Annotated in this window: 16 protein-coding genes; 12 read left to right on the forward strand and 4 right to left on the reverse strand. The window is 71.8% G+C overall.

Annotated features, from left to right (window positions below; translation table 11 throughout):
- Positions 1 to 119: 119 nt before the first annotated feature.
- From OIE53_RS04460 to OIE53_RS04470, 3 genes are all read left to right on the forward strand, one after another.
- Positions 120 to 761: a class I SAM-dependent methyltransferase gene (locus OIE53_RS04460; protein WP_327025283.1), complete on the forward strand. Its 642-nt coding sequence runs from the start codon at positions 120 to 122 to the stop codon at positions 759 to 761.
- A gap of 87 nt (positions 762 to 848) precedes the next feature.
- Positions 849 to 1,430 (forward strand): LemA family protein, encoded by a 582-nt coding sequence (locus OIE53_RS04465; protein WP_327025284.1) that lies wholly within the window; start codon positions 849 to 851, stop codon positions 1,428 to 1,430.
- Positions 1,431 to 1,458: 28 nt separating this feature from the next.
- Positions 1,459 to 3,288, forward strand: coding sequence for a DUF2207 family protein (locus OIE53_RS04470; protein ID WP_327025285.1), 1,830 nt, complete (start codon positions 1,459 to 1,461; stop codon positions 3,286 to 3,288).
- A gap of 6 nt (positions 3,289 to 3,294) precedes the next feature.
- Here OIE53_RS04470 and OIE53_RS04475 read toward each other — a convergent pair whose 3' ends face one another.
- Positions 3,295 to 4,257, reverse strand: a complete 963-nt coding sequence (locus OIE53_RS04475) for an ArsR/SmtB family transcription factor (protein WP_327025286.1) — start codon at positions 4,255 to 4,257, stop codon at positions 3,295 to 3,297.
- Positions 4,258 to 4,315: 58 nt separating this feature from the next.
- Between OIE53_RS04475 and OIE53_RS04480 the strand changes: the two genes are divergently transcribed.
- The 7 genes from OIE53_RS04480 (at position 4,316) to OIE53_RS04510 (ending at position 15,569) form a co-directional block, all read left to right on the forward strand.
- Positions 4,316 to 5,536: an MFS transporter gene (locus OIE53_RS04480; RefSeq protein WP_327025287.1), complete on the forward strand. Its 1,221-nt coding sequence runs from the start codon at positions 4,316 to 4,318 to the stop codon at positions 5,534 to 5,536.
- Positions 5,537 to 5,621: 85 nt separating this feature from the next.
- Positions 5,622 to 7,667, forward strand: coding sequence for a copper resistance CopC family protein (locus OIE53_RS04485; protein WP_327025288.1), 2,046 nt, complete (start codon positions 5,622 to 5,624; stop codon positions 7,665 to 7,667).
- A 166-nt stretch (positions 7,668 to 7,833) separates the two neighbouring features.
- Positions 7,834 to 10,848, forward strand: coding sequence for a family 43 glycosylhydrolase (locus tag OIE53_RS04490; RefSeq protein WP_327025289.1), 3,015 nt, complete (start codon positions 7,834 to 7,836; stop codon positions 10,846 to 10,848).
- 71 nt (positions 10,849 to 10,919) lie between these two features.
- Complete coding sequence (locus OIE53_RS04495) at positions 10,920 to 13,331, forward strand: family 43 glycosylhydrolase (protein WP_327025290.1); 2,412 nt, start codon at positions 10,920 to 10,922, stop codon at positions 13,329 to 13,331.
- 29 nt (positions 13,332 to 13,360) lie between these two features.
- Entirely contained in the window at positions 13,361 to 13,993 is a 633-nt protein-coding gene (locus OIE53_RS04500) for a hypothetical protein (RefSeq protein ID WP_327025291.1), read from the forward strand.
- Positions 13,994 to 14,084: 91 nt separating this feature from the next.
- Positions 14,085 to 14,975: a hypothetical protein gene (locus tag OIE53_RS04505; RefSeq protein ID WP_327025292.1), complete on the forward strand. Its 891-nt coding sequence runs from the start codon at positions 14,085 to 14,087 to the stop codon at positions 14,973 to 14,975.
- Positions 14,976 to 15,041: 66 nt separating this feature from the next.
- Positions 15,042 to 15,569: an AAA family ATPase gene (locus OIE53_RS04510; protein WP_327025293.1), complete on the forward strand. Its 528-nt coding sequence runs from the start codon at positions 15,042 to 15,044 to the stop codon at positions 15,567 to 15,569.
- A gap of 12 nt (positions 15,570 to 15,581) precedes the next feature.
- Here OIE53_RS04510 and OIE53_RS04515 read toward each other — a convergent pair whose 3' ends face one another.
- The 3 genes from OIE53_RS04515 to OIE53_RS04525 form a co-directional block, all read right to left on the reverse strand.
- Positions 15,582 to 16,217, reverse strand: a complete 636-nt coding sequence (locus OIE53_RS04515; protein ID WP_327025294.1) for a response regulator transcription factor — start codon at positions 16,215 to 16,217, stop codon at positions 15,582 to 15,584.
- Positions 16,186 to 18,306, reverse strand: a complete 2,121-nt coding sequence (locus tag OIE53_RS04520; protein ID WP_327025295.1) for a sensor histidine kinase — start codon at positions 18,304 to 18,306, stop codon at positions 16,186 to 16,188. The genes OIE53_RS04515 and OIE53_RS04520 overlap by 32 nt, the downstream gene beginning before the upstream one ends.
- 107 nt (positions 18,307 to 18,413) lie before the next feature.
- A complete protein-coding gene (locus OIE53_RS04525) occupies positions 18,414 to 19,112 on the reverse strand; it encodes a hypothetical protein (RefSeq protein WP_327025296.1) in 699 nt (232 codons plus the stop codon).
- A gap of 234 nt (positions 19,113 to 19,346) precedes the next feature.
- Between OIE53_RS04525 and OIE53_RS04530 the strand changes: the two genes are divergently transcribed.
- On the forward strand, positions 19,347 to 19,778 hold the full coding sequence (locus tag OIE53_RS04530) for a Fur family transcriptional regulator (RefSeq protein WP_327025297.1): 432 nt from the start codon (positions 19,347 to 19,349) through the stop codon (positions 19,776 to 19,778).
- 66 nt (positions 19,779 to 19,844) lie between these two features.
- Positions 19,845 to 22,049: a catalase/peroxidase HPI gene (katG, locus tag OIE53_RS04535; RefSeq protein ID WP_327027082.1), complete on the forward strand. Its 2,205-nt coding sequence runs from the start codon at positions 19,845 to 19,847 to the stop codon at positions 22,047 to 22,049.
- The last annotated feature ends 35 nt before the right edge of the window (positions 22,050 to 22,084 follow it).

Genomic DNA, 22,084 nt, shown 5'->3' on the forward strand with positions numbered 1-22,084 from the left:
CCCCCCTGCGCCCCCGATACACCCGCCCGCCTGCCTGCCTCGACCCCGCTGGCGCGAGCGGGGGATGCTGTCGGCAGGCGACGCCAGTGCGAGCGGGCGGCGGGACAGGGGGAGTGGTCGTGGCAGGGGTGTCCCATCCGATCTTCGCCCGGCTCTACGAGCGGTTCAGCGCCCAACTGGATCGGGCCGGGATCGCCGAGCACCGCCGGGCCCTGACGGTCGGCCTGTCCGGCCGGGTGATCGAGGTGGGTGCCGGCAACGGGCGGATGTTCGGGCACTATCCGCCCGAGGTGACCGAGGTCGTCGCCGTCGAGCCGGAACCCCGGCTGCGGGCCGCGGCGGTCACCGCGGCGCGCAGCGCCCCGGTCCCGGTCACCGTCGTCGACGGCCTGGCCGAGGCCCTGCCGGGCGCGGACGGCGAGTTCGACGCGGGGGTCCTGGCCCTGGTCCTCTGTACGGTGCCCGACCAGGCCGCCGCCCTCGGCGAACTGCGCCGGGTGCTGCGTCCCGGCGCGCAGGTGCGCTTCCTCGAACATGTCGCCGCACCACCGGGCACCGGGCTGCGTCGCCTCCAGCGGCTGGTGGACGCGACCGTCTGGCCGCTGCTGCTGGGCGGATGCCACACCGGCCGCGACACCGCCACGGCGATCACCGCCGCCGGTCTCACCGTGGAGGAACTGCACCGGTTCCGCTTTCCCGAGACCGGCCCGGTGGGCCCGGCGGCCCCGCACATCCGGGGCCGCGCGCGGAAACCGGCTTGAGCGGCCCCCATCGGCAGCGGCCGTTCGCCTGATTGCGCCGGCTGGCTAGGCTGCTCATGCTCGGGCCAGGACCGCCGGGGGGTGGGGATGGGCAGGGGCGTGATGCTCAGCGTCGTCGGCGGGCTGTTCTGCCTGCTGGTGCTGCTCGTGCTCGGTTGGGGGCTGGTCGCGTACAACCGGTTGGTCCGGCAGCGCAACCAGGTGCAGGCCTCCTGGGCCCAGATCGACGTGCAGCTCAAACGCCGCTACGACCTGATCCCCAACCTGGTGGAGACCGTCCGGGGCTACGCGACACACGAGAACGCCGCCCTGACCGGGGTGATCGCCGCCCGCAGCGGGGCGATCGCCGCGGCCGGTGCCCCCGCGGTGGGCCACCGGGCGGAGGCGGAGAACACCCTCACCCAGGCCCTGGGGCGACTGTTCGCGGTCGCCGAGGCGTACCCGGAGCTCAAGGCCAACCAGAACTTCGCGTCCTTGCAGGGCGAGCTGGCCCGCACCGAAGACAAGATCGCCTACGCCCGGCAGTTCTACAACAGCGCGGTGTTGACCTTCAACACGACTGTCCAGTCCATTCCCACCAATCTGGTAGCGAACCTCGGCGGGTTCCGACGGACGGAATACTTCCAGGCCGACGGGGCGGAACGCGCCGCCGTCCAGGTCCGGTACTGACGGCGAGAGCACCACAAGGGAGGCCGGGTTGTTCGTCGAGTTCGCGGTGATCGCGGTGGCGGTGGCCGGCTGGTTCGCGGTGTACGGTGCCATCCGGTTCGCCACCCGACCGGCCAACCCGACACCGGCGCCGGCCACCATGGAACTCGGCGACGAACCACCGGCCCTGGTCAACCTGCTGGCCAACCGGTGGACGGTCACCGAGGACGCGGCCGAGGCTACCCTGCTCGATCTCGCGGCCCGTGGCTTCGTCGAGCTGCGCCAGCCGGGCGACGACCCGATGCGGACCACCCTGCATATGCCCGCCTCGCCGCCGGACGAGACCGGGCTGCGTCCGTACGAACGCCGGGTGCTGAACCGGGTGCGAGGGCTGGCCGCCGGCGGGGCGCTGCCGTTGACCGCCCTGACCTTCCGCGACCAGGGCCAGGCAAAGGCGTGGAACAGGCGGTTCCGCGCGGAGGTGGTCGACCACGCGCGGCAGGCCGGGTTGTCCCGGCGGCGCTTCGGCCCGAGGGTTACCGCGTTGCTGTCGGCCGCCGCCCTGGTCGCCGGGGTGTTCGTCTGGCTCGCCGTCACCAGCTACGGAGTGTCGCACTCGGCGGGGGGCATCCGGGGTATGGCCGCCGGGTTCTTCACTTTCGCGGTGCTGTCCAGCCTCGGCGCGGCCGCGCAGGGCGAGCGGGACACCCCCCGGGGCGCCGAGGTGGCGGCGCGGTGGCTGGGGGTGCGGGACTGGCTGCGGGGGCACGAGCAGTTCGATGATCTGCCCCCGGCCTCGGTGGCGATCTGGGACCGGTACCTAGGCTACGGCGCGGCCCTGGGCGCCACCCACCTGACCAGCGCGGTCCTGGACCTGGGCATGGGCGATCGGAAGCTGGTCTGGTCCTCGTACGGGGGCACCTGGCACCGGGTCCGGGTCCGCTACCCCCAGCGGACCCACCAGGGTCGCACCCTGCCGGGACTGCTGCTCAGAGCGGTGATCCCCGGCGGGGTGGCGTTCTTCGTGCTGAGACTCTTCGGCCCGGTGGCCGATCCCACCCCGACCAGCGACTATCCCGGCTCCCGAGCCTTCTCCATGGTCATCTTCGGCCTGGTCGTGGTGGCGGGGCTGATGCTGGCCCGGGCCGTCTACACGGTGGTGCGCGGGGTGGTGGACCTGTTCACCGAACGCACCATCACCGGCGAGGTGCTCTGGGTGCAGGTGTGGAAGTCGACCTCCCAGGGGGAGAACATGCCGTCCCGGCCCTGGCTGTACCACCTGGCGGTGGACGACGGCCGCGGAGATCGGACCACCGCCTGGGGGCTGCCGAGTCAGTGGGCCGGTCAGTGCCACGACGGGGACATCGTGACCATCCGGGTGCGGCCCTGGTCCCGACGGGTGGTCGGGTTCGCGGTGGTGGGCCACGGTCGGTCCCGGAACCTGGCCGAACCGGTCACCCACCCCAGCGAGATGTCGGCCGCGACCGGTGCCGAATCGCCGGCGTACCTGATCACCCCGGAGGAGATCGGCGAGGCGCTGGGCCTGGCGGTGCACGCCCCCGAGGCGGTCGACCTGCCCGGCCCGGTCAGCGGGGTGCAGTTCCGGGCGGCCGGGGACGGCCAGCCGGTGCTGACCATCCAGGCGGTCTCCGGCACGGCGGCGGAGTGGATCTGGCGGATCAACACCCGAGGTCAGGAAGTGCCCGGGGTGGGCGACGGGGCGTACCTGCGCGGCGAGCGGGCCGTGCTGCGCCTGGGTGACCGTACGCTGCTGGTGACCCTGCTCGGTGCCGCCCGGTCCAGGACGGCCAGCCTGCCGTGGCTGCTGACCCAGGCCGCCACCCGGTCCTCGGCGGGCCGACCGGAGACCACCGGCTGACCGGGGTCATTCGGCAGTCGCCGGTCCACAGAGGGTCACCCCCCGCGAGGTCTGCCAGTAGAGCACCTCCCGACCGGATCGGCGCTTGGTCACCAGACCGGAGTCGAGCAGCACCCGCAGGTGGTCGCCGACCGAGCCCAGGGACAGCCCGGTGACCGAGGCCAGCTGCGAGGTGCTCAGCGGGGTGGTCAGCCGGACCAGGATGGCCGCCCGGTTCGCCCCGATCAGCCGGTCCAGCCCTTCCGGCACCGGTGGGGTGGTCTCGGCGAGGATGCCGGTGGCCGGGTAGACCATGCCGAACCGGGTAGGTTGGTCCCACAGCACCCAGCCCCGAACGCAGTGGGCCGGGACGAACACCAACTCCTCGGCCCGGTCGAGGGGCAGTGGTGCCGCCGGGTAGTCGTTGACCCGCAGGCAGCCGTCACCCAACCACCGCATCCCGGGGTTGAAGCCGGCCAGCACACCGGCCCACCCCTCGGCGCTCAGCCGGGCGGTGCGGGCCACGATGTCGGCCTGGAGCCGACGTCGGCGGTCCGGCCACTCCGGCCGTACGGTGTGCCCCCAGACCCAGTCCAGCAGGAACACCACCTCGGCGGTCAGCCCGTCGCCGGACAGGATCTCCGGTAGCGGGCCGGGCCGGGTAGCCCGCAGGTCCGCGCGGATCTGGTCGTCACCGCGTTCAGCGACGACGGCCAGTTCCTCGGCGAAGTCCGGTGCGGCCGTCGCGGGGGCCAGGGTGAGGAAGTCGGCCGTCCACCGTGGTTGGAAGGCCGCCGCCAGCACCGCCCGCAGGGTCGCCCGCCGCGCCAACATCTGTCGGTACGCCCCGAGGTGCGGCTGTCGCCAGGCGTGCTGCCAGGGACGGGCGGGGTGGTGCAGGGCCCGCAGCGCGGCGACCGTGTCCGTCATCGGCGAGACGACGAACCGGCTGCGCGCCAGCAGGTCCACCGGTACCCGCCAAATCGACATGTTTCGCCTCCAGCCGTAACTCTACGGGTACGCCCCGGACGCCACGAGGATCGTGCCGGTGAGGACCTACTCGGACCTGTTCGCCGTAGCCGAATTCCGCAACCTGTTCGTGGCCAACTGCGCCGGCATCGCCGCCCACACCACCTCGGCGCTGGCCCTGGGCTCGCTGACCTATGCCGCGACCGGCTCCGCCCTGCTCACCGCCCTGAGCATGTTCGGTGCACCCCTGGCGGGCGTGCTCGGCAGCCTGACCCTGCTCTCGGCGGCGGACAGCCTGCCGCCACGTCGGGCCCTGGGCCTGGCCGCGCTGGTCGCCCTCCTGGGGGCCGGACTGCAAACCCTGCCCGGGCTGCCGTTGTGGGCCCGGTTCGCGGTCATCCTGATCGTCGCGTACGTCGGATCGGTCACCGGGGGTGCCCGCTGGGCCCTGATCAACGACATCCTGCCCGCCGGTGGGTACGTGCTGGGCCGCTCGGCGATGAACGTCAGCGTCGGGGTCATGCAGATCGCCGGGTTCTCCGCCGGCGGGCTGCTGCTGGTGTGGCTGAGTCCGGACCAGGTGTTCGGAGTGGCCGTCCTGCTGCGGGCGGTGGCGCTCGCGGTCACCCGCCTCGGGCTCAGGGAACGTCCCGCGCGGGCCACCGGAACCGCCTCCACCCGCCGTACCCTGCGGGTCAACCGGCAACTGTGGCGGGACCCGGGCTGCCGCTCGCTCTACCTCAACCTGTGGCTGCCCAACGGTCTGGTGGTCGGCTGCGAGGCGCTGTTCCTGCCGTACGCGGGCCAACGGGCCGGTTTCCTCTTCGCCGCCGGGGCCCTCGGGATGCTCGCCGGTGACGTCCTGGTCGGACGCTTCCTCTCCCCGTCCGCGCGGGACCGGTGGGTGCTGCCCCTGCGGCTGCTGCTCCCGCTGCCGTACCTGGTCTTCCTGGTGCAGCCGGCGCTGCCGCTGGCGATGCTGGTCGCCCTGGTCGCCTCGGTGGGTTTCGCGGTCTCGCTGCCGTTGCAGGAGCGGCTGATCGCCCGGGCCCCGGCCGAGGCGCGGGGCCAGGTGCTGGGTCTGAATCACAACGGCACGATGACCGGGCAGGCGGTGTTCGCCGCCCTGGCCGGGGTGCTGGCCGACCTGGTGCCGACCCACCTGGCGGTGGCCGCCCTGGCCGGCTCCTCCCTGGTCATGACGGCCCTGCTCACCCCGGGCCTGCGCGGCACCCATCCGGTGTCGGCAGAGACTCCGGAGTCGACCGGACCCAGCCGGGTCGGGGGCGGGCCCGGATGAGGGCGGCCGATGTATTGACTTTCGTCATGCATGCAAAAAGATGTATGGGTCTTGGCTGAAGCTGTGCCGTCGTGAGGATGAACTGATGCGTCGTCTCCCCAGGACCCCCATCCGGGTCACCTCCGGGCTGCTAGCGCTCCTCCTGGCCACGGCGGTCGGAATCCTGGTCGGTGCGGCCCCGGCGGCGGCGCACGGCAGCCTGGCGATGTCCACCCCGAAGGCCGACGCCACCGTGACCGAGCCGCTGACCAGGGTGCAGCTCTACTTCACCGAACAGGTGGTACCGAACGCCCACTTCGCGGTCACCGCACCGGGTGGCATCCGGATCGACAACGGCTGGACCCAGGGGGAGCCCCGCCCACTGGACCAACCGGTGCGCGAGTACTTCCTGGTCGACGGCACCTTCCAACCCCGGGAGTACACCACCGGCTACCCGGCGGTGGTCAACCTGGCCCACCTGCCGGCGACCGGGCGGTACACGGTCAGCTACCTCTCCGTGGCCTCCGACGGGGAACCGGTACGCGGCACCCTGAGCTTCCGCTACACCGGGCCGGTGACCCCGGCCCCGGCCGGATGGCGCCCCCCGACCGATCAGCCGGACCCGGCCCTGGTGGCCGCCGTCGACCAGCACGGGCACGACGCCGAGCCCGCACCCGCCTCCGCCGTCCCACCGGCCTCGGCACCCCCGGCCGCCGCCCCGACGCCACCCGCCGAGGGCGGCCTGAGGGCCGGGGCCTGGACGGGGGTGGCGGTGGCGGTCGCCGTCGCCCTGATCGGCCTGCTCCTCTGGCGCCGCCCCACCCTGGCCGCCGGGTTGCTCCACCGCCCGAGCCGTACCGCTCCGGGTCGCCGCCCCGCCACCGGCTCCCGCCCCAAGGGAAAGAAGAAGACCACCGCTCGCTCCGGTGCGACCGCTCGCTCCGCTGCGGTGACCCCTCGTTCTGGCGCGACCGCTCGCTCCGGTCCGGCGACCGCAAAACCCGGGCGAGGCGGTACCGGGTCGGATCGGGGCATTACCGGGTCGGACCGGAGCGCTACCCGGTCGGATCGGGGCAGCACGGGCGAGGCCGGGGCGGCCGACCGAAGGGGTGCGTCTGTCGTCGCGGCGACCCGGCCCCGGCCGTCCGGCGACCCGGTCACCGTCGGCCTTCCGGCGGCTGCCGAGTCGGCGGCACCGGCGGAATCGTCGGCGTTGGCCGACGAACCCGTGCCCACCGACCGGTCCAGCAACCTCCGCCTGGCCCTGCTCGTGGGTGGGTTGGTGATCGCCCTGTTGGCCGGTTTCGGGCTGGGCCGGATCGGCGGCGGCGAGCAGCCCGGCAACACCGAGGCCCGGCCGGGGGACCCAGGGGTACCGGCCGGATCGGCCGTCGGCGGCGGGCACCAGCACCCCCCGGGCACCGGGGCACACACCCACCCCGGGGAGGACCAGGTGGCCGGGGCGGGGGTCAGCGCGGCCGGCTACACCCTGCAACCGGTGCAGCGGTCCCAACCCCCCGGCGTACGGGTGGACTACCAGTTCCGCATCGTCGACGGCAACCGGCAGCCGGTGACCGACTTCGCGGTCGTACACGACAAGCCTCTGCACCTCATCGTGATCGGCCGGGACCTCAGCGGCTACCAGCACCTGCACCCCAGCATGGGCGAGGACGGAGTCTGGCGGGTGCCCCTGGAGTTGCCCCGGGCCGGTGACTACCGCCTGTACGCCGACTTCTCCGTCACCACGGCTGACGGCCGGCAACTGCCGCTGGTGCTCGGGGTCGACCACCAGGTGCCGGGGGTCTACTCACCGGCACAGTTGCCCGCCCCGGCGCCCCAGGCCACCGCCGGGCCCTACACGGTGTCGATGGACGGTGCGCCGACCATCGGGCTGAGCGCACCGATCGTGCTCCGGGTGGCCGGTGCCGCCGGGCCCGCCGAGTTGCAGCCCTACCTCGGGGCGTACGGGCATCTGGTCGTGCTGCGGGAAGGGGACCTGGGCTATGTGCACGTGCACCCGGAACCGGAGGTGGTCGACGGGGCGGTCACCTTCTGGCTGACCGTGCCGAGCCTCGGGCGGTACCGGGCCTTCTTCGACTTCCAGGTGGACGGCAAGGTGCACACCGCGGAGTTCACTCTGGACCTGAGCTGAGCAGATCCACTGTGGCAGCGAGCGGGCTGAGCACTGGGAGCGCTCACACCGGACCTTCCGGGAGATGTTGCTCGTAGATTTCGCCGAAGTGTCGATCAGGGTCTTGACGATCGTTGTTAGCGCTAACACCATAGGGGTCCCGTCACGCTCGCGTCTGGAGCCCGCCATGCACGTGCCCGTCGCCGCTGCCGCCGACCCCTGCCCCGACTCGTCTCGCCGCACCCCGCCGCTGCTGACGATCGTCCGCACCATGACTCGCCTGCTGCGCCGGATGCGGCCCGGTCGGCAGGGTCTGGGGGTGGCCACGGTCGGCACCCTGGTCGGCGCCGCCGCCCTGGTGCCCGGTGCCGCCGCCCACGCCGACCAGCCCTGGTCGCCCCGCTCGTCGTACACCTCGACGGATCGGGGCGACGGCACCTACACGGTGCCCCTGCTGCGCTCCGACGTGCCGGACATCAGTGTGGAACGGGTGCCGGCCGCTGAGAACGACGAGGGCCGGGACATCTACTACATGATCAGCACCACCATGCACCTGAGCCCGGGCGCGCCGATCATGAAGTCCTACGACCTGGTCAACTGGGAGATCGTCAACTACGTCTTCGACCGGGCCAGCATCGGCGACTCGTTCTCCCTACGCAACGGCCAGAACTCGTACGGGCAGGGCCAGTGGGCCTCCTCGCTGCGCTACCACGAGGGCATGTTCTATGTCGCCTTCAACACCAACAACCTGGGTGGGGCGTACATCTACCGCACGGACGACATCGAGAACGGGGCCTGGCAGCGTACGGCGTTGGGCCGGGGCCTGCACGACCCCTCCCTCTTCTTCGACCACGACGGTACGCCGTACATCTTCTACGGCAACGGCACCATCAGCGCGGTACGCCTCAACGCCGGGCTGACCGCCATCGTGGCCGACTACCCGAACGTGTTCAGCGCCAACGACTACGCCGGTCAGCCCTTCATCGGCGGCCTGTTCGAGGGCGCCCAGTTCTACTACATCGACGGCCAGTACTACGCCGTCATCATCACCTGGCCCTCCGGTCAGGGCCGCCAGGTGGTCATGCTCCGCTCACCGGAACTGCTCGGCCGGCACACCGCCCCGGGTGGGACGAACACCTGGCAGGCGCGCGGGGTGCTCAACTCCAACGGCTTCGCCCAGGGCAGCCTGGTGCCGATCGCCCGCCCCGGCGGCGCCACCGACTGGTACGGCATGTTCTTCCGGGACACCTTCCCGATCGGGCGGATCCCGGCCCTGATCCCCGCCACCTGGTCCGACGGCTGGCCGACCTTCGGCGACAACGGTGTGGTGCCGGTCGAGGGCGGGTTCGACAAGCCGATCCGGCTGAGCCCTGCGGAGGAGCTGTTCGAGCGGCAGAAGAGCATCGTGGTCTCGGACGACTTCGCCAACGACGCGCCGCACAAGGCGTACCTGGACGAGCAGTGGATCATTCCCACCCCGCCGGCCGTCGACGAGTCCCTGCTCGGGGTCGAACTGCTGACCAACCCCGGCTTCGAGTCCGAGGAGGTGTCGCCGTGGGCCGCGCAGTTCGGGGCGACCCTGACCCGGGACACCGCCGACCCGGCGACCGGCGCGGCGGCGCTGAAGGTCGGCAACCGTACCCTCAACGGCTCCGGCCCCCACCAGTACCTCGCCGGCAAGCTGCAGCACGGGGTCACCTACACCGTCTCCGCGAAGATCAAGTACACCTCGGGCCCGAACAGCGTCCGGTTCAACCTGGTCGCCGACTGGGGCTCCGGGGTGCAGGTGATGACCTTCGGCACCGTGCCGGCCGGAGAGTGGACCACCGTCACCGGCCAGTACACCCTGCCGGCCTCGGCGAACGTGAGCAACGTCAAGTTCGCCGTGGAGACCCCCTGGGCCAACCCCCAGCCGGCCTCCTCCAGCGTGGAATACCTCCTCGATGACGTGTCGATCGTCGGGCAGCGCTCCAGCATCGAACACCCCACCGAGGCGGAGATCCGGCCCAACGGGTCGCGGCTGGACATGGCCTGGGAGTGGAACCACGCCCCGGACAACCGGTACTGGTCGCTGACCGACCGGGAGGGCTGGCTGCGGCTGACCACCGGCAAGGTGGTGACCGGCGACTACGTCTACACCAAGCTGTCCAACCGGGCCGAGCTGGCCTGGTTCGAGGAGGCCCGCAACACCCTGTCCCAGCGGACCTTCGGCCCCCGACAGTCCGTCGAGACCAGGATGGACATCTCCCGGATGCGCGACGGGGATGTCGCCGGGCTGGCCGCCTACAACCGGGGCTTCTCGTACGTGGCCGTCAAGCGGGCCGGTGGGGTGAACACCCTGGGGGTGGTCAACCGGGGTCAGCCCTTCGCGGTCGACCTGGACCAGGCGACCCTGGAGAACTTCCTGCCCGGCACGACCGTCGCGCTCGGTGAGGCCACCGAGGTGCACCTCAAGGCCGACCTGGACTTCGCCGCGCCGACCGGGCAGCTCTGGACCACCTTCCACTACAGCCTGGACGGGCTGACCTGGACCCAGTTGGGCACCCGGGTCGGTCCGCAGGTCCTGGACGGCAGCCTCGCCCACTTCATGGGTCACCGGGTCGGCCTGTTCAACTACGCCACCCAGCAGACCGGCGGGCAGGTCGACTTCGACCACTTCCTGCTCAGTGACACCCTCACCGCCCAGAACCGGCCCCTGGACACCACCGCCCTGGACGCGGCCATCGCCCACGCCGGCACCCTGGACCAGGCGCAGTACCCGGCCGAGGCCTGGGCCGCGATGCGGGCCGCCCTGGCCGCCGCGACCACGGCCCGGGCCGGTGAGTTCGGCACCCAGAACCAGATCGACGCGCCGGAACGGGCCCTGAGCTACCAGCTCGCCCGGCTGGGGGTGCTGCGGGACGCCGCCGAGGTGCCGGTCACCGTCAGCGCGCAGACCCGGTGCGTCGCCGGCAAGGCGTACCTGGCGGTGCAGGCCCGCAACGACCACGACGGTCCGGTCGAGGTGGTCGTGGAGACCGCGTACGGCCAGCGCAGCTTCCCGGCCGTCGCCCCGGGCGCCAACGCCTTCCAGCAGTTCACCACCCGGGCGACCGCCATACCGGCCGGTACGGCGACCTTCCGGGTCACCGGCACGGTCGAGGGTCGGACGGTGACCACCGTCCGCACCGCGGAGCACGCCGCCACCACCTGCGGCGGCTGACCCCCTGAGCTGCCCCGGGGCCGGACCCACGCCGGCCCCGGGGCCCCCGTCCCATGTGAAGGAGGGCATTTGTGACACCCCATCTGCGAAGGGTGGCCCGTCGCCGGGTCGCCGCGGTCGCGGCGGCCGGCCTGCTGCTGGCCGGTTTCGTGTCCGCGGCACCGGTCCAGGCCGCCGAGGCCGATCTCATCGTCAACGGCGGCTTCGAGCAGGGGCTGACCGGCTGGTTCGTCAACAACGGCAACGCCACCGACGCCGCGACCCTGACCCCCACCAGCGACGCCTACTCCGGATCGAGCGCGGTGCACGTCACCGACCGGGCCACCACCGGCTCCGGCCCGATGCAGGACCTCTCCGGCAAGGTGCAGGCCGGGCAGACCTACGCGCTGAGCGCCCGGATCAGGTACGACAACCCGCAGTCCCCGGCGACGAAGCAGTTCTTCGCCACCATGCACTACGGCGGCGGCACCTACACCAACCTGGTCAGCGTGACCGCCACCCGGGGTCAGTGGGCGCACTTCAACGGGCAGTTCACCATCCCGGCCGGGCAGGGGGTGTCCACCGCGCGGCTGTTCTTCGAGACCCCCTGGACCAGCGACCCGTCCAGCGACCCGGACCTGCACCTGATGGACTTCACCCTCGACGAGGTCTCCGTGGTCGGCGCCCCGCCGCCCCCGCCCGCCTCGAAGACCATCGAGGTGGTGGGCAAGCTGCCCGGTGAACACAACCCCTTGATCGGGCACAAGTTCGGTGCCGACGGGTACGGCTTCGTCCACGACGGCCGGGTGTACATGTACATGACCAACGACACCCAGGGGTACGCCCCGAACCCCACCACCGGGGTCTCGCCGGGCATCAACTACGGCGACATCAACCAGATCACCGTGATCTCCACGACGGACATGGTCAACTGGACCGACCACGGTGAGGTCCCGGTCGCCGGCCCCAACGGTGTCGCGCCGTTCACCAACAACTCGTGGGCGCCCGGCATGGCCAAGAAGGTCGTCGACGGCCAGGAGAAGTTCTTCCTCTACTACGCCAACGGCGGCGGCTCCAGCAACGTGATCACGGGTGCCTCGCCGGTCGGCCCGTGGACCAGTGAGCGCACCAGCACCCTGATCGACGGTCGTACCCCCGGTGCCGAGGCGGTCGCCTGGAAGTTCGACCCGGCGCCCTTCGTCGACACCGACGGCGAGCCGTACCTCTACTTCGGTGGGGGTCCCGCCTCGACCAGCATGCCGGCGGCCGAGCGGTTCAACAATCCGAAGAACCTGCGCGCGATCAAGCTGGGCGACGACATGGTGTCGACCGAGGGCACCGCGGCTGTGGTGGACGCCCCGGTGGCCTTCGAGGCCGCCCAGGTGTTCAAGCGCGACGGCAAGTACTACCTGTCGTACTCCTCGCACTTCGGCGGTAGTGACTTCGGGGGCAACCAGACCCCGCTGCCCGGCTACCCCGGCGGCGGTCAGATCGGCTACATGATCTCCGACGACCCGATGTCCTGGCCCAAGGAGACCTACGCCGGGGTGCTGTTCCCCAACCAGTCGCAGTTCTTCGGCACCGGCACCGGCGGCAACAACCACCAGTCGGTCTTCGAGTACGAGGGCAAGTACTACTTCACCTACCACGCCCCGACCCTGAACAAGCGGATCAACGGCAACACCACCCAGGGCTACCGCAGCCCGCACATCCAGGAACTGGCCTTCAACCCCGACGGCACCATCCAGCAGGTGGTCGGCACCTACGCCGGGGTCGAGCAGGTCCGGGACTTCGACCCGTACCGGGTGTTCGAGGCGGAGACCTTCGGCTGGAGCAAGGGCATCGCCACCGCCAAGGTCGACGGCGGCTCCGCCGAGTTCGGTGGCTCCGCCCCGAACCTGGTGGTCCACGACATCGACAACGGGGACTGGACGGCCCTGTCCTCGGTGAACTTCGGCTCCGGCGCCGACCGGGTGACCGCCAGGGTGCGCCCGCTGGCAGCCGGTGGCCAGATCCAGGTGCGCCTCGACGAGGTAGCCGGGCCGGTCGTGGCGACCATCCCGGTGGAGGGGACCCTCGGCGAGTGGACGGAGCTGACCGCCTCCCTGGAGGGGGTCTCCGGGGTGCACGACCTCTACTTCACCTTCAGCGGTGCCGCCGGGGCCGACCTGTTCGAACTGGACACCTGGCAGTTCACCGCCGCCACCGACCAGCTGCCGGTGACCGCCACCGCGCAGACCCGGTGCATCGGCGCGAACGTGTACCTGGCGGTGCAGGCCCGCAACGACCACGACGGGCCGGTCGACATCGAGTTGGAGACCGCCCACGGCAAGCGCACGGTCTCCGGGGTGGCCGCCGGGGCCAACGCGTACCAGCAGTTCAACACCCGCACCGCTACCCTCACGGCCGGATCGGTGACGGTCCGGGTCACCGGCTCGATCGAGGGCCGGACCGTGACCACGACCCACACCGTCCCGCACTCGGGCGCCACCTGCGGCGCCTGACCGACCCTCGGGCAGAAACGGAGCATTGAATGGACACAGGCAAACGCGGGCGGCTGCTGGCCGCCGGTGCCGCCGGCACCCTGCTGGTCGGCGCGGTGGCGCTGGCCGGGCCGGCCCACGCCGAGCCGGGTGACGAGACCGGGGTGGAGGTGACCGTCGAGATCGAGGAGATCCGGCAGCCGGGTGTCCTCGCCATGTCGGTCGCCGCCGACTCGGTGGCGTTGTCCGAGGACGGGTCGACGCTGCTGGTGCGTCAGTTCACCGGCACCCTGCCGACGGTGACGGTCACGGACACCCGTACGGCCGACGAGGTGCCGGCCGGTGCCGCGTGGGCGGTGCTGGGCAGCGCTACCGATTTCGTCGGTGACGCCGACCAGGCCCCGATCGGTGCCGGGCACCTGGGTTGGCAGCCGAAGCTGATCGACGGTGGGGACACCGGCCTGGTCAGCGAGGGTGAAGAGGTCGTCACCGTCCTGGACGAGCCGACTCAGCCGGGTAACAACGTGGGTCTGGTCGACCAGGAGCTGCTGGTGTCGACCTTCGACTCGGGTGCGGTGACGCCGGGGGCCTACACGGTGGATGCGGACCTGTTCCTGCGTACCCCGGCGGATGTCGCCGCGGGTGCGTACACCTCGACCCTGACCCTGTCCCTGTTCGAGTAGCAACGGCCGTGGGGGCCGCTCGGTGCGGGCGGCCTCCACATCCGGTGCGGGATCGACGAAACCAACCCGTGCGCGGCTACGTCAGATCGGCATGACAACCACACGCTACGGGCGACTGGCCGTCGTTCCCCTGCTGTTGCTGGCGTCGGCGGCCTGCGGGCAGCAGGCCGCCGACGGTGCCGGGGACTCCGGCGCTCCCGAGAAGTCCTACTCCGCCGACGCCGTGGTGTTCCGGATGGACCACGTCGGCGGGTTCACCACCCCGGCCATGCTGGCCACCCGACTGCCCGCGATCAGCGTCTACGGCGACGGACGGGTGATCACCCAGGGGCCGGTCAACCTGGTCTATCCCGGTCCGGCCCTGCCCAACCTCCAGGTCGGCACAATCAGCACCGATGAGCTGGAGAACCTGATCAAGGCGGCCCGGGAGGCCGGGGTGGGTAAGGTCAGCGACCTGGGCAGCCCGCCGGTCGCCGACGTCCCCGCGACCCGGTTCACCATCTTCGACGGGACCAGCACCGAGCAGTTGGAGGTGCAGGCGTTGGACATGGGCGCCGAGCCCGGCGCCGACCCCGGCCAGGGGGTGACCGCCGAGCAGCAGGCCGCCCGGGACAAGCTACGGGCCTTCGCCGAGTCCCTGACCACGGAAACCGGCCCGCTGGGCAAGGCGACCACGGACACCCAGGCGTACGCGCCGACCGCCGTCGCCGCCGTCGCCGAGGACTACGTGACCAACTCCGAGGTCGGCGACCAGCCCGAGGCGGCCTGGCCGGGCCCGGCGCTGCCCGGCGCCGAGCTGAGCAAGGACCTGGGCCTGAGCTGCGTCACCGCCACCGGCGATCAGGCCAAGCAGGTGCTGGCCGCCGCCGCCAGCGCCAACACGGCCACCCCCTGGGTCTCCGAGGGCAAGCAGTGGACGGTCCACCTGCGGCCGCTGCTGCCGGACGAGACCGACTGCGGCGACCTGGCCAGCAAGCGCTGACCCGGCGCCCGGGCGGTCGGGCGCTGACCCGGCCGCCCGTGGCACGCTGCACTAGGCTGCACCGCGATGAACCCGCCCGCGCGCATCCTGGTCTACGGGGTCCACGGCTCCGGCAAGTCCACCCTGGCTCACCGGCTGGCCGAACGGCTGGGGTTGCCCTGGCACCCGGTCGACGACCTGCTCTGGGAGCCGGGCTGGGTGGAGGTGCCGGTCGCCGTGCAGCGCAGCCGGATCGAGGCGATCTGCCGGCGCGATCGGTGGATCCTCGACGGGGCCTACCACGGCTGGCGGGACGTACCCCTGTCCCGCGCCGACCTGGTGATCGGTCTGGACTATCCGCGTGGGCTGTCCTTCCGCTGGCTGCTGCGGCGCACCCTGCGCCGACTCTCCACCGGGGAGGTGATCTGCAACGGCAACCGGGAGTCGCTGGGCAGCGTGCTGGGCTGGGACTCCGTGCTGCGCTGGCACCTCACCGGGTACAGCCGGGAACGACGCCGGATGCGGGCCTGGCAGCAGGACCCGGCCGGGCCCCCGGTGCTGCTGTTCGACACCCCGCAGGCCTTGGAGCACTGGCTGGCCGGCCTGCCCCGGTAGGCCGGCCCACGCTCACAGCCGGCGTTCCCGGGCCACACTGATCGCCTGCGCCCGGTCGACGACCTGAAGCTTGGCGAAGATGTTGGAGACGTGGTTGCGCACGGTCTTGGTGCTCAGCCCCAGCCGGGTGGCGATCTGCGGATTGGTCAGGTGCTCGGCGATCAGGGTGAGGATCTCCCGCTCCCGGGTGGTGAGTTCCGGGAAGGCCGGCTCGTTGCGGGCCAGCCCGGCGAAGTACCCCATCAGCCGGGTGGCGATCGCCGGACCGAAGATCGCCTCACCGTCGGCCACCACCCGTACCGAACGGATGATCTCCTGACGGCGGGCCCCCTTGAGGACGTAACCCCGGGCCCCCGCCCGCAGGGCGGCGAAGACCGAATCGTCGTCGTCGGCCATGGACAGGATCAACACCCGGGCGTGCGGACTCATCCGCACCAGCCGTTGCGTGGTGGCGATGCCGCCGATGCCGGGCATGGTCAGATCCAGCAGCACCACGTCGGGCTGGAGGCGAGCCAACACGGCCAGCGCCTCCTCGCCGCTGGCGGCCTCACCACACACCTCGATGTCGCCGCTGGTGGCCAGCAACGCCCGCAGCCCCGTCCGGAACGGCGCGTGATCATCGACCAGCAGTACCCGGATCTGATCCATCGGTCCCCTTCGTGCCGGTGAGCAGGGTAGCGGTGACCTCGGTACCACCACCCAGGGTGGAGGTGACCACACAGGAACCGCCGAGTTCCTCGGCCCGTTCCCGCATCGAGTGCATACCGACGCCGTCCGGTCGGCCCGGCTGGCGGCCACATCCGTCGTCGCGTACCTGAAGGTGCAGCAGGTCCGCCTCCACCCACAGCCGCAGCTCCACCCGGTCGGCCCGGGCGTGCCGGCGGGCGTTGTTCAACGCCTCCACCGCGATCAGGTACGCCGCCACCTCGGCGGCGGCCGACAGCGCCGGCAGGGCCGCCGGGACCTCCAGGAGTACCTGCGGCCCGTCGGAGGGGCCGGTGGCGATGTGCGACCGCAGCGCCGCCGCCAGGTCCATGGTGTCCAGGGCGGGAGGGCGCAGACCGTGGACCAGCCGTCGTACCTCGGCCACCGCGGTACGGGCGTCGACCACGATCTCCTCCAGCAGCCGCTGCGCCGGGGCACCCGGCCCGAGTTCCTGAGCCGCCTCCGCGCGCATGGTCAACCCGGCCAGGGTAGGCCCCAGGCCGTCGTGCAGGTCCCGCCGCAACCGCCGACGTTCCTCCTCCCGGGCCAGCACCAACTGTTCCCGGGACCGTTGCAGGTCGGCGGCGAGGGACTGGGCCCGGTCGAGAGCCCGGACCGCCTGCACGGCCACCCCGATGTGCCGGGCCAGATCCCGCAGCAGCCGCAGTTCCCGGGCGCCCAGGGTGCTCTCCCCGGCCCGGGGACCGAGCAGCAGGTGTCCCACCGGCGTACCGGCGGACAACGGCAGCCGCACCGGCTCGGCGGGGGGCGCCCCCAGCCGGTACGACCACCCGTCCACGGTGGCGATTTCCACGTACGACAGTTGCAGCGCCTCGCGGACGGTGGCGGTGCTGGTGGCCAGTACGGCGGCGGCGTCCTGGGTCTGCTCCAGCCGCTGCCCCAGCCGGGCCAGGACCGCGTACGGGTCGTCCCGTTCGCCGTACACCAGCAGGTTCACCCGCCGTTGCAGCCAGTGCCGCACCGGGGCTACCAGCAGGGCGGCCACCGCCGCCCCGACGAAGGAGACCGGCAGGCTGGCCGAGGTGCCGAAACCGGCCCCGAGTAGCCCGACGACCAGCACGTAGGTGCCCCCCACGACGGTCGACAGGGCGACGAACACCGCAGTCCGGCTGATCAGCAGATCGATGTCGAACAGCCGGTGCCGCCGGATGGCGATGCCGATCGCGATCGGGATCAGGGCACCACTGATCCCACCGGCCAGGTCCCAGAACACGTTGCCGTACGGGAAGGGCCCGGGTCGCCCGTCGGTCAACCCGGCCACCAGCCGGGCGGCCACCACCGCGACCGCCAGGGCCACCGCGTACCCGAGCCACTTGACCTGCTGGCGGCGTACCCCGTGGGCCCGGCGGGCCTGCCAGGTCAGGGTGGCGCCGGCCGCCAGGAAGACCAGGGCGCTGGTCAGGGTGGCCACCCCGGCGGTCAGATCGGCCACCGGCTGCCAACCCGGGACCCCCAGGGGGTTGACCGCGCCGACCGGTGCCACCTGTTCGTTGGCCCCGGGCCGCAGGGCCCCGGTGACCATCGCCGCCGCCCCGGTGACCAGCACCGCCCAGATCGCCGGCCGCCACCTCGGCGAGGGCGGCCGACCGTCCGGGAAGAAGACCGGGATCAGGGCCAACGCCGCGTTGCCGGGCACCCACAGCCAGTTCTGCGGCCAGGCCAGGGCGGCGGCCATGGGCAGGGAGCCGGGCTCCACGACCAGGCCGTGTGCCGCGTACTGGCCGCAGGCCTCCTGCAGGGCGAAGCAGAAGGCGCTGGTCAGGGCCAGTACGCCGATCGGGTGCCCCGGGCGCGCTGCGGCGATCGTCGCCCCGACCACCGCACTGGCCACCACCAGGAACAGATGGGTGACATCGTTGACCGTGGCCCGGTTGAGCACGGCCAGGGCCATCGCGCAGGCGCACAGCAGCAGGGTGGTGACACACACCGGCCAGGCCGCCCGGCGTACCCAGCCGAGTCGGCGGTCCGTCGACACCTCGGCGGGGGTGTCGGCCGTACGGTGGCTGGTCATGGCCTCGCTGACACTAGCGGCTGCATCCGTTGCGGTGGATCGGACGACCGGCCCGGCACCTCGTACCTGATGCCGAGCCGACCGATGCGGTTCCGGGGGCGGCACGGTCAGTTCCGGGCGGGCCGGCTACCCTGACCGACCGCCAGGGCCAGTCCGGCCACGATCGTCCAGATTCCGGCCGGCACCAGCGCGATGTACTGCACCGGGGCCAGTTGGGTGGCCGCGATCAGTACGGCGATCACCGCGCTGAAGACCGCGAACCAGCGGCTCACCGAACCATGCCGCAGCCCACCGACCGCCACCGCACTGGCGCTCAGCCCGATGCCGCCCCACAGCCAGGTCATGGTGGCGACGATGGTCAACTGCGGGGCGATCACGTCCGGGTCGTACTGTTCGGCCGAGCCCAGGGCGAAGAACAGCTCCGTCGAGATGCCGCCGCCGACCAGCAGCCCGACCAGCACCAGCCCGACCCCGGTCGCGGCCAGGGTCGGCACCAGACTGTCGGCCGGTTCCTGGGCCGCCAGGTACCGCCGCAGCCCGGCGGCGAAGACCGCCAGGCAGACGATGGCCACCACGGTCACCACCTGGTGTGCCCAGACATGCCCGGTGCGCTCGGTCAGGGTGGCGACGTACTCGGCGTTGTCGCCCCGGAACTGCTCGGCGGGTTCGGTGAGGGTGGCCGTGGTGAAGATGCCGACCAGGCCGACCAGGCCGCCGACCGCGCCGGAGAGGGCCCAGGCCCGTCTCGGGCGTACGGCCTGCGGTGGCATCCCGGTCGGGCCGGTCGGTGTCGTGGCGGGATACATGGGTGGTCGCCTCCTCGGTCGGTGAACCTCTTCGGCACCGACCCTGTCGCCCGACCGACCCGGCCCACATGTGTCATTCCGTCCCGACCGACCGGGATTTCCCCGGGACACCCGCTGGATCGGGGTTCGGAGTGACCGAATCGACGCTCGATTCTGCCCGGGAACGGCCTTTTATCGCCGAATGCCCGAGACTTCTTCTTGACTCATTCCAGAAAAGCGGCAAGACTGCACGGCATGCCGACGCCCGAGGATCTCGAACAGCTGCTGCGTGACGCGGCGCTGCGCGTGACCCGTCCCCGGGTGGCGGTGCTGAAGGCGGTGTACGCGCAGCCGCACGCCGACACCGAGTCGATCATCAAAGCGGTCCGGCAGGACCTGCCCGGCGTCTCCCACCAGGCCGTCTACGACGTGCTCCGGGCGCTGACCGGGGCGGCCCTGGTACGACGCATCGAACCACCCGGTTCGGTGGCCCGGTACGAGTCGCGGGTCGGTGACAACCACCACCACGCGGTGTGCCGGTCCTGTGGCCTGATCGTCGATGTGGACTGCGTCGTCGGAGCGGCGCCCTGCCTCACCGCCTCCGACGACAACCACTTCGAGATCGACGAGGCCGAGGTCATCTACTGGGGCCGGTGCCCGGACTGTTCGACCGCCCAGATTTCCTGAACCACCCGTTCCCGCAATCCTGGAAGGATCCCCGTGGCTGAGAAGCACGACGCAGTCGTAGGAGACATGCAATCGGAGGAGAGCGAGGGTCGCTGCCCGGTCACGTCCGCGCGCGCTCCGCACCCCACCCAGGGCGGGGGGAACCGCGAGTGGTGGCCGAACCGGCTCAACCTGAAGATCCTCGCGAAGAACCCCGCGGTGGCCAACCCCCTCGGTGTGGACTTCGACTACGCCGAGGCGTTCAAGAGCCTGGACCTGCCCGCCGTCAAGCGGGACATCGCCGAGGTGCTGACCACCTCGCAGGACTGGTGGCCGGCCGACTACGGCCACTACGGCCCGTTCATCATCCGGATGGCGTGGCACAGCGCGGGCACCTACCGCATCAGTGACGGCCGTGGTGGCGCCGGCGCCGGCCAGCAGCGCTTCGCCCCGCTGAACAGCTGGCCGGACAACGCCAACCTGGACAAGGCCCGCCGCCTGCTCTGGCCGGTCAAGAAGAAGTACGGCAAGAACCTCTCCTGGGCCGACCTGATGATCCTCGCCGGCAACGTGGCCCTGGAGACGATGGGCTTCGAGACCTTCGGCTTCGCCGGTGGTCGGGCCGACGTGTGGGAGCCCGACGAGGACGTCTACTGGGGCCCGGAGTCCACCTGGCTCGGCGACGAGCGCTACACCGGTGAGCGGGAGCTGGAGAACCCCCTGGCCGCGGTGCAGATGGGTCTGATCTACGTCAACCCGGAGGGCCCGCACGGCAGCGGTGACCCCCTCGCTGCGGCCCGGGACATCCGGGAGACCTTCCGCCGGATGGCGATGAACGACGAGGAGACCGTCGCCCTGATCGCCGGTGGGCACACCTTCGGCAAGACCCACGGCGCGGCCGACCCGAACAAGTACGTCGGCCCCGAGCCCGAGGGCGCCTCCCTGGAGGAGCAGGGCCTGGGCTGGCGGAACACCTTCGGCACCGGCAACGCCGGTGACACCATCACCAGCGGCCTCGAAGGCGCCTGGACGAACACCCCGATCGCCTGGGACAACAGCTTCTTCGAGATCCTCTTCGGCTACGAGTGGGAGCAGACCCGCAGCCCCGCCGGAGCGATCCAGTGGAAGCCGAAGGACGGCGCCGGCGCCGGCACCGTCCCGGACGCCCACGACCCGACCCGCAGCCACGCCCCGACCATGCTCACCACCGACCTGTCCCTGCGGGTCGACCCGATCTACGAGCAGATCTCGCGGCGGTTCCTGGCCAACCCGCAGGAGTTCGCGGACGCCTTCGCCCGGGCCTGGTTCAAGCTGACCCACCGGGACATGGGCCCGATCCAGCGCTACCTCGGCCCGGAGGTTCCCAGCGAGACCCTGATCTGGCAGGACCCGATCCCGGCGGTGACCCACGAGCTGGTCGACGCCGAGGACATCGCCGCCCTCAAGCGCCAGATCCTCGACTCCGGGCTCTCCGTGGCCCAGCTGGTCTCCACCGCCTGGGCGTCGGCCTCGACCTTCCGGGGTAGCGACAAGCGGGGTGGCGCCAACGGTGCCCGGATCCGCCTCGAGCCGCAGAACGGCTGGGAGGTCAACAACCCCGACGAGCTGGCCCAGGTGCTGCGCACCCTGGAGGGCATCCAGGCCTCCTTCAACGCCGCCCAGACCGGTGGCAAGCAGATCTCGCTGGCCGACCTGATCGTGCTCGCCGGCTCCGCCGCCGTCGAGAAGGCCGCCCGCGAGGCCGGGGTCGAGGTCGAGGTGCCGTTCACCGCCGGGCGTGCGGACGCCACCCAGGAGCAGACCGATGTGGAGTCCTTCGCGGCGATGGAGCCCACCGCCGACGGGTTCCGCAACTACCTCGGCAAGGGCAACCGCCTGCCGGCCGAGTTCCTGCTGATCGACAAGGCCAACCTGCTGAACCTCAGCGCGCCCGAGATGACCGTGCTGGTCGGTGGCCTGCGGGTCCTCGGCGCGAACTACCAGCAGTCGAAGCTGGGTGTCTTCACCGCCACCCCGGGGCTGCTGACCAACGACTTCTTCGTCAACCTGCTCGACCTGGGCACGGCGTGGAAGTCGACCTCCGAGGACGCGAACACCTTCGAGGGCCGCGACCTCGCCACCGGTGAGGTCCGCTGGACCGGCACCCGCGCCGACCTGGTCTTCGGCTCGAACTCCGAGCTGCGTGCGCTGGCCGAGGTGTACGCCAGCGACGACGCCCGGGAGAAGTTCGTGCACGACTTCGTCGCCGCCTGGGCCAAGGTGATGGAGCTGGACCGCTTCGACCTGGCCTGATCCACCCTCGACGCCCAGGTCGGCCCGTCCCCCGG

Origin of the sequence: Micromonospora sp. NBC_01739 (assembly GCF_035920385.1) — a bacterium.
Lineage (GTDB): Bacteria > Actinomycetota > Actinomycetes > Mycobacteriales > Micromonosporaceae > Micromonospora.

Coding starts and splice junctions, on each gene's coding strand:
- OIE53_RS04465 (WP_327025284.1), top strand. CDS start 849: ATGGGCAGGGGCGTGATGCTCAGCGTCGTCGGCGGGCTGTTCTGCCTG.
- OIE53_RS04475 (WP_327025286.1), bottom strand. CDS start 4,257: ATGTCGATTTGGCGGGTACCGGTGGACCTGCTGGCGCGCAGCCGGTTC.
- OIE53_RS04485 (WP_327025288.1), top strand. CDS start 5,622: ATGCGTCGTCTCCCCAGGACCCCCATCCGGGTCACCTCCGGGCTGCTA.
- OIE53_RS04490 (WP_327025289.1), top strand. CDS start 7,834: ATGCACGTGCCCGTCGCCGCTGCCGCCGACCCCTGCCCCGACTCGTCT.
- OIE53_RS04500 (WP_327025291.1), top strand. CDS start 13,361: ATGGACACAGGCAAACGCGGGCGGCTGCTGGCCGCCGGTGCCGCCGGC.
- OIE53_RS04505 (WP_327025292.1), top strand. CDS start 14,085: ATGACAACCACACGCTACGGGCGACTGGCCGTCGTTCCCCTGCTGTTG.
- OIE53_RS04510 (WP_327025293.1), top strand. CDS start 15,042: ATGAACCCGCCCGCGCGCATCCTGGTCTACGGGGTCCACGGCTCCGGC.
- OIE53_RS04515 (WP_327025294.1), bottom strand. CDS start 16,217: ATGGATCAGATCCGGGTACTGCTGGTCGATGATCACGCGCCGTTCCGG.
- OIE53_RS04520 (WP_327025295.1), bottom strand. CDS start 18,306: ATGACCAGCCACCGTACGGCCGACACCCCCGCCGAGGTGTCGACGGAC.
- OIE53_RS04525 (WP_327025296.1), bottom strand. CDS start 19,112: ATGTATCCCGCCACGACACCGACCGGCCCGACCGGGATGCCACCGCAG.
- OIE53_RS04530 (WP_327025297.1), top strand. CDS start 19,347: ATGCCGACGCCCGAGGATCTCGAACAGCTGCTGCGTGACGCGGCGCTG.
- katG (WP_327027082.1), top strand. CDS start 19,845: ATGCAATCGGAGGAGAGCGAGGGTCGCTGCCCGGTCACGTCCGCGCGC.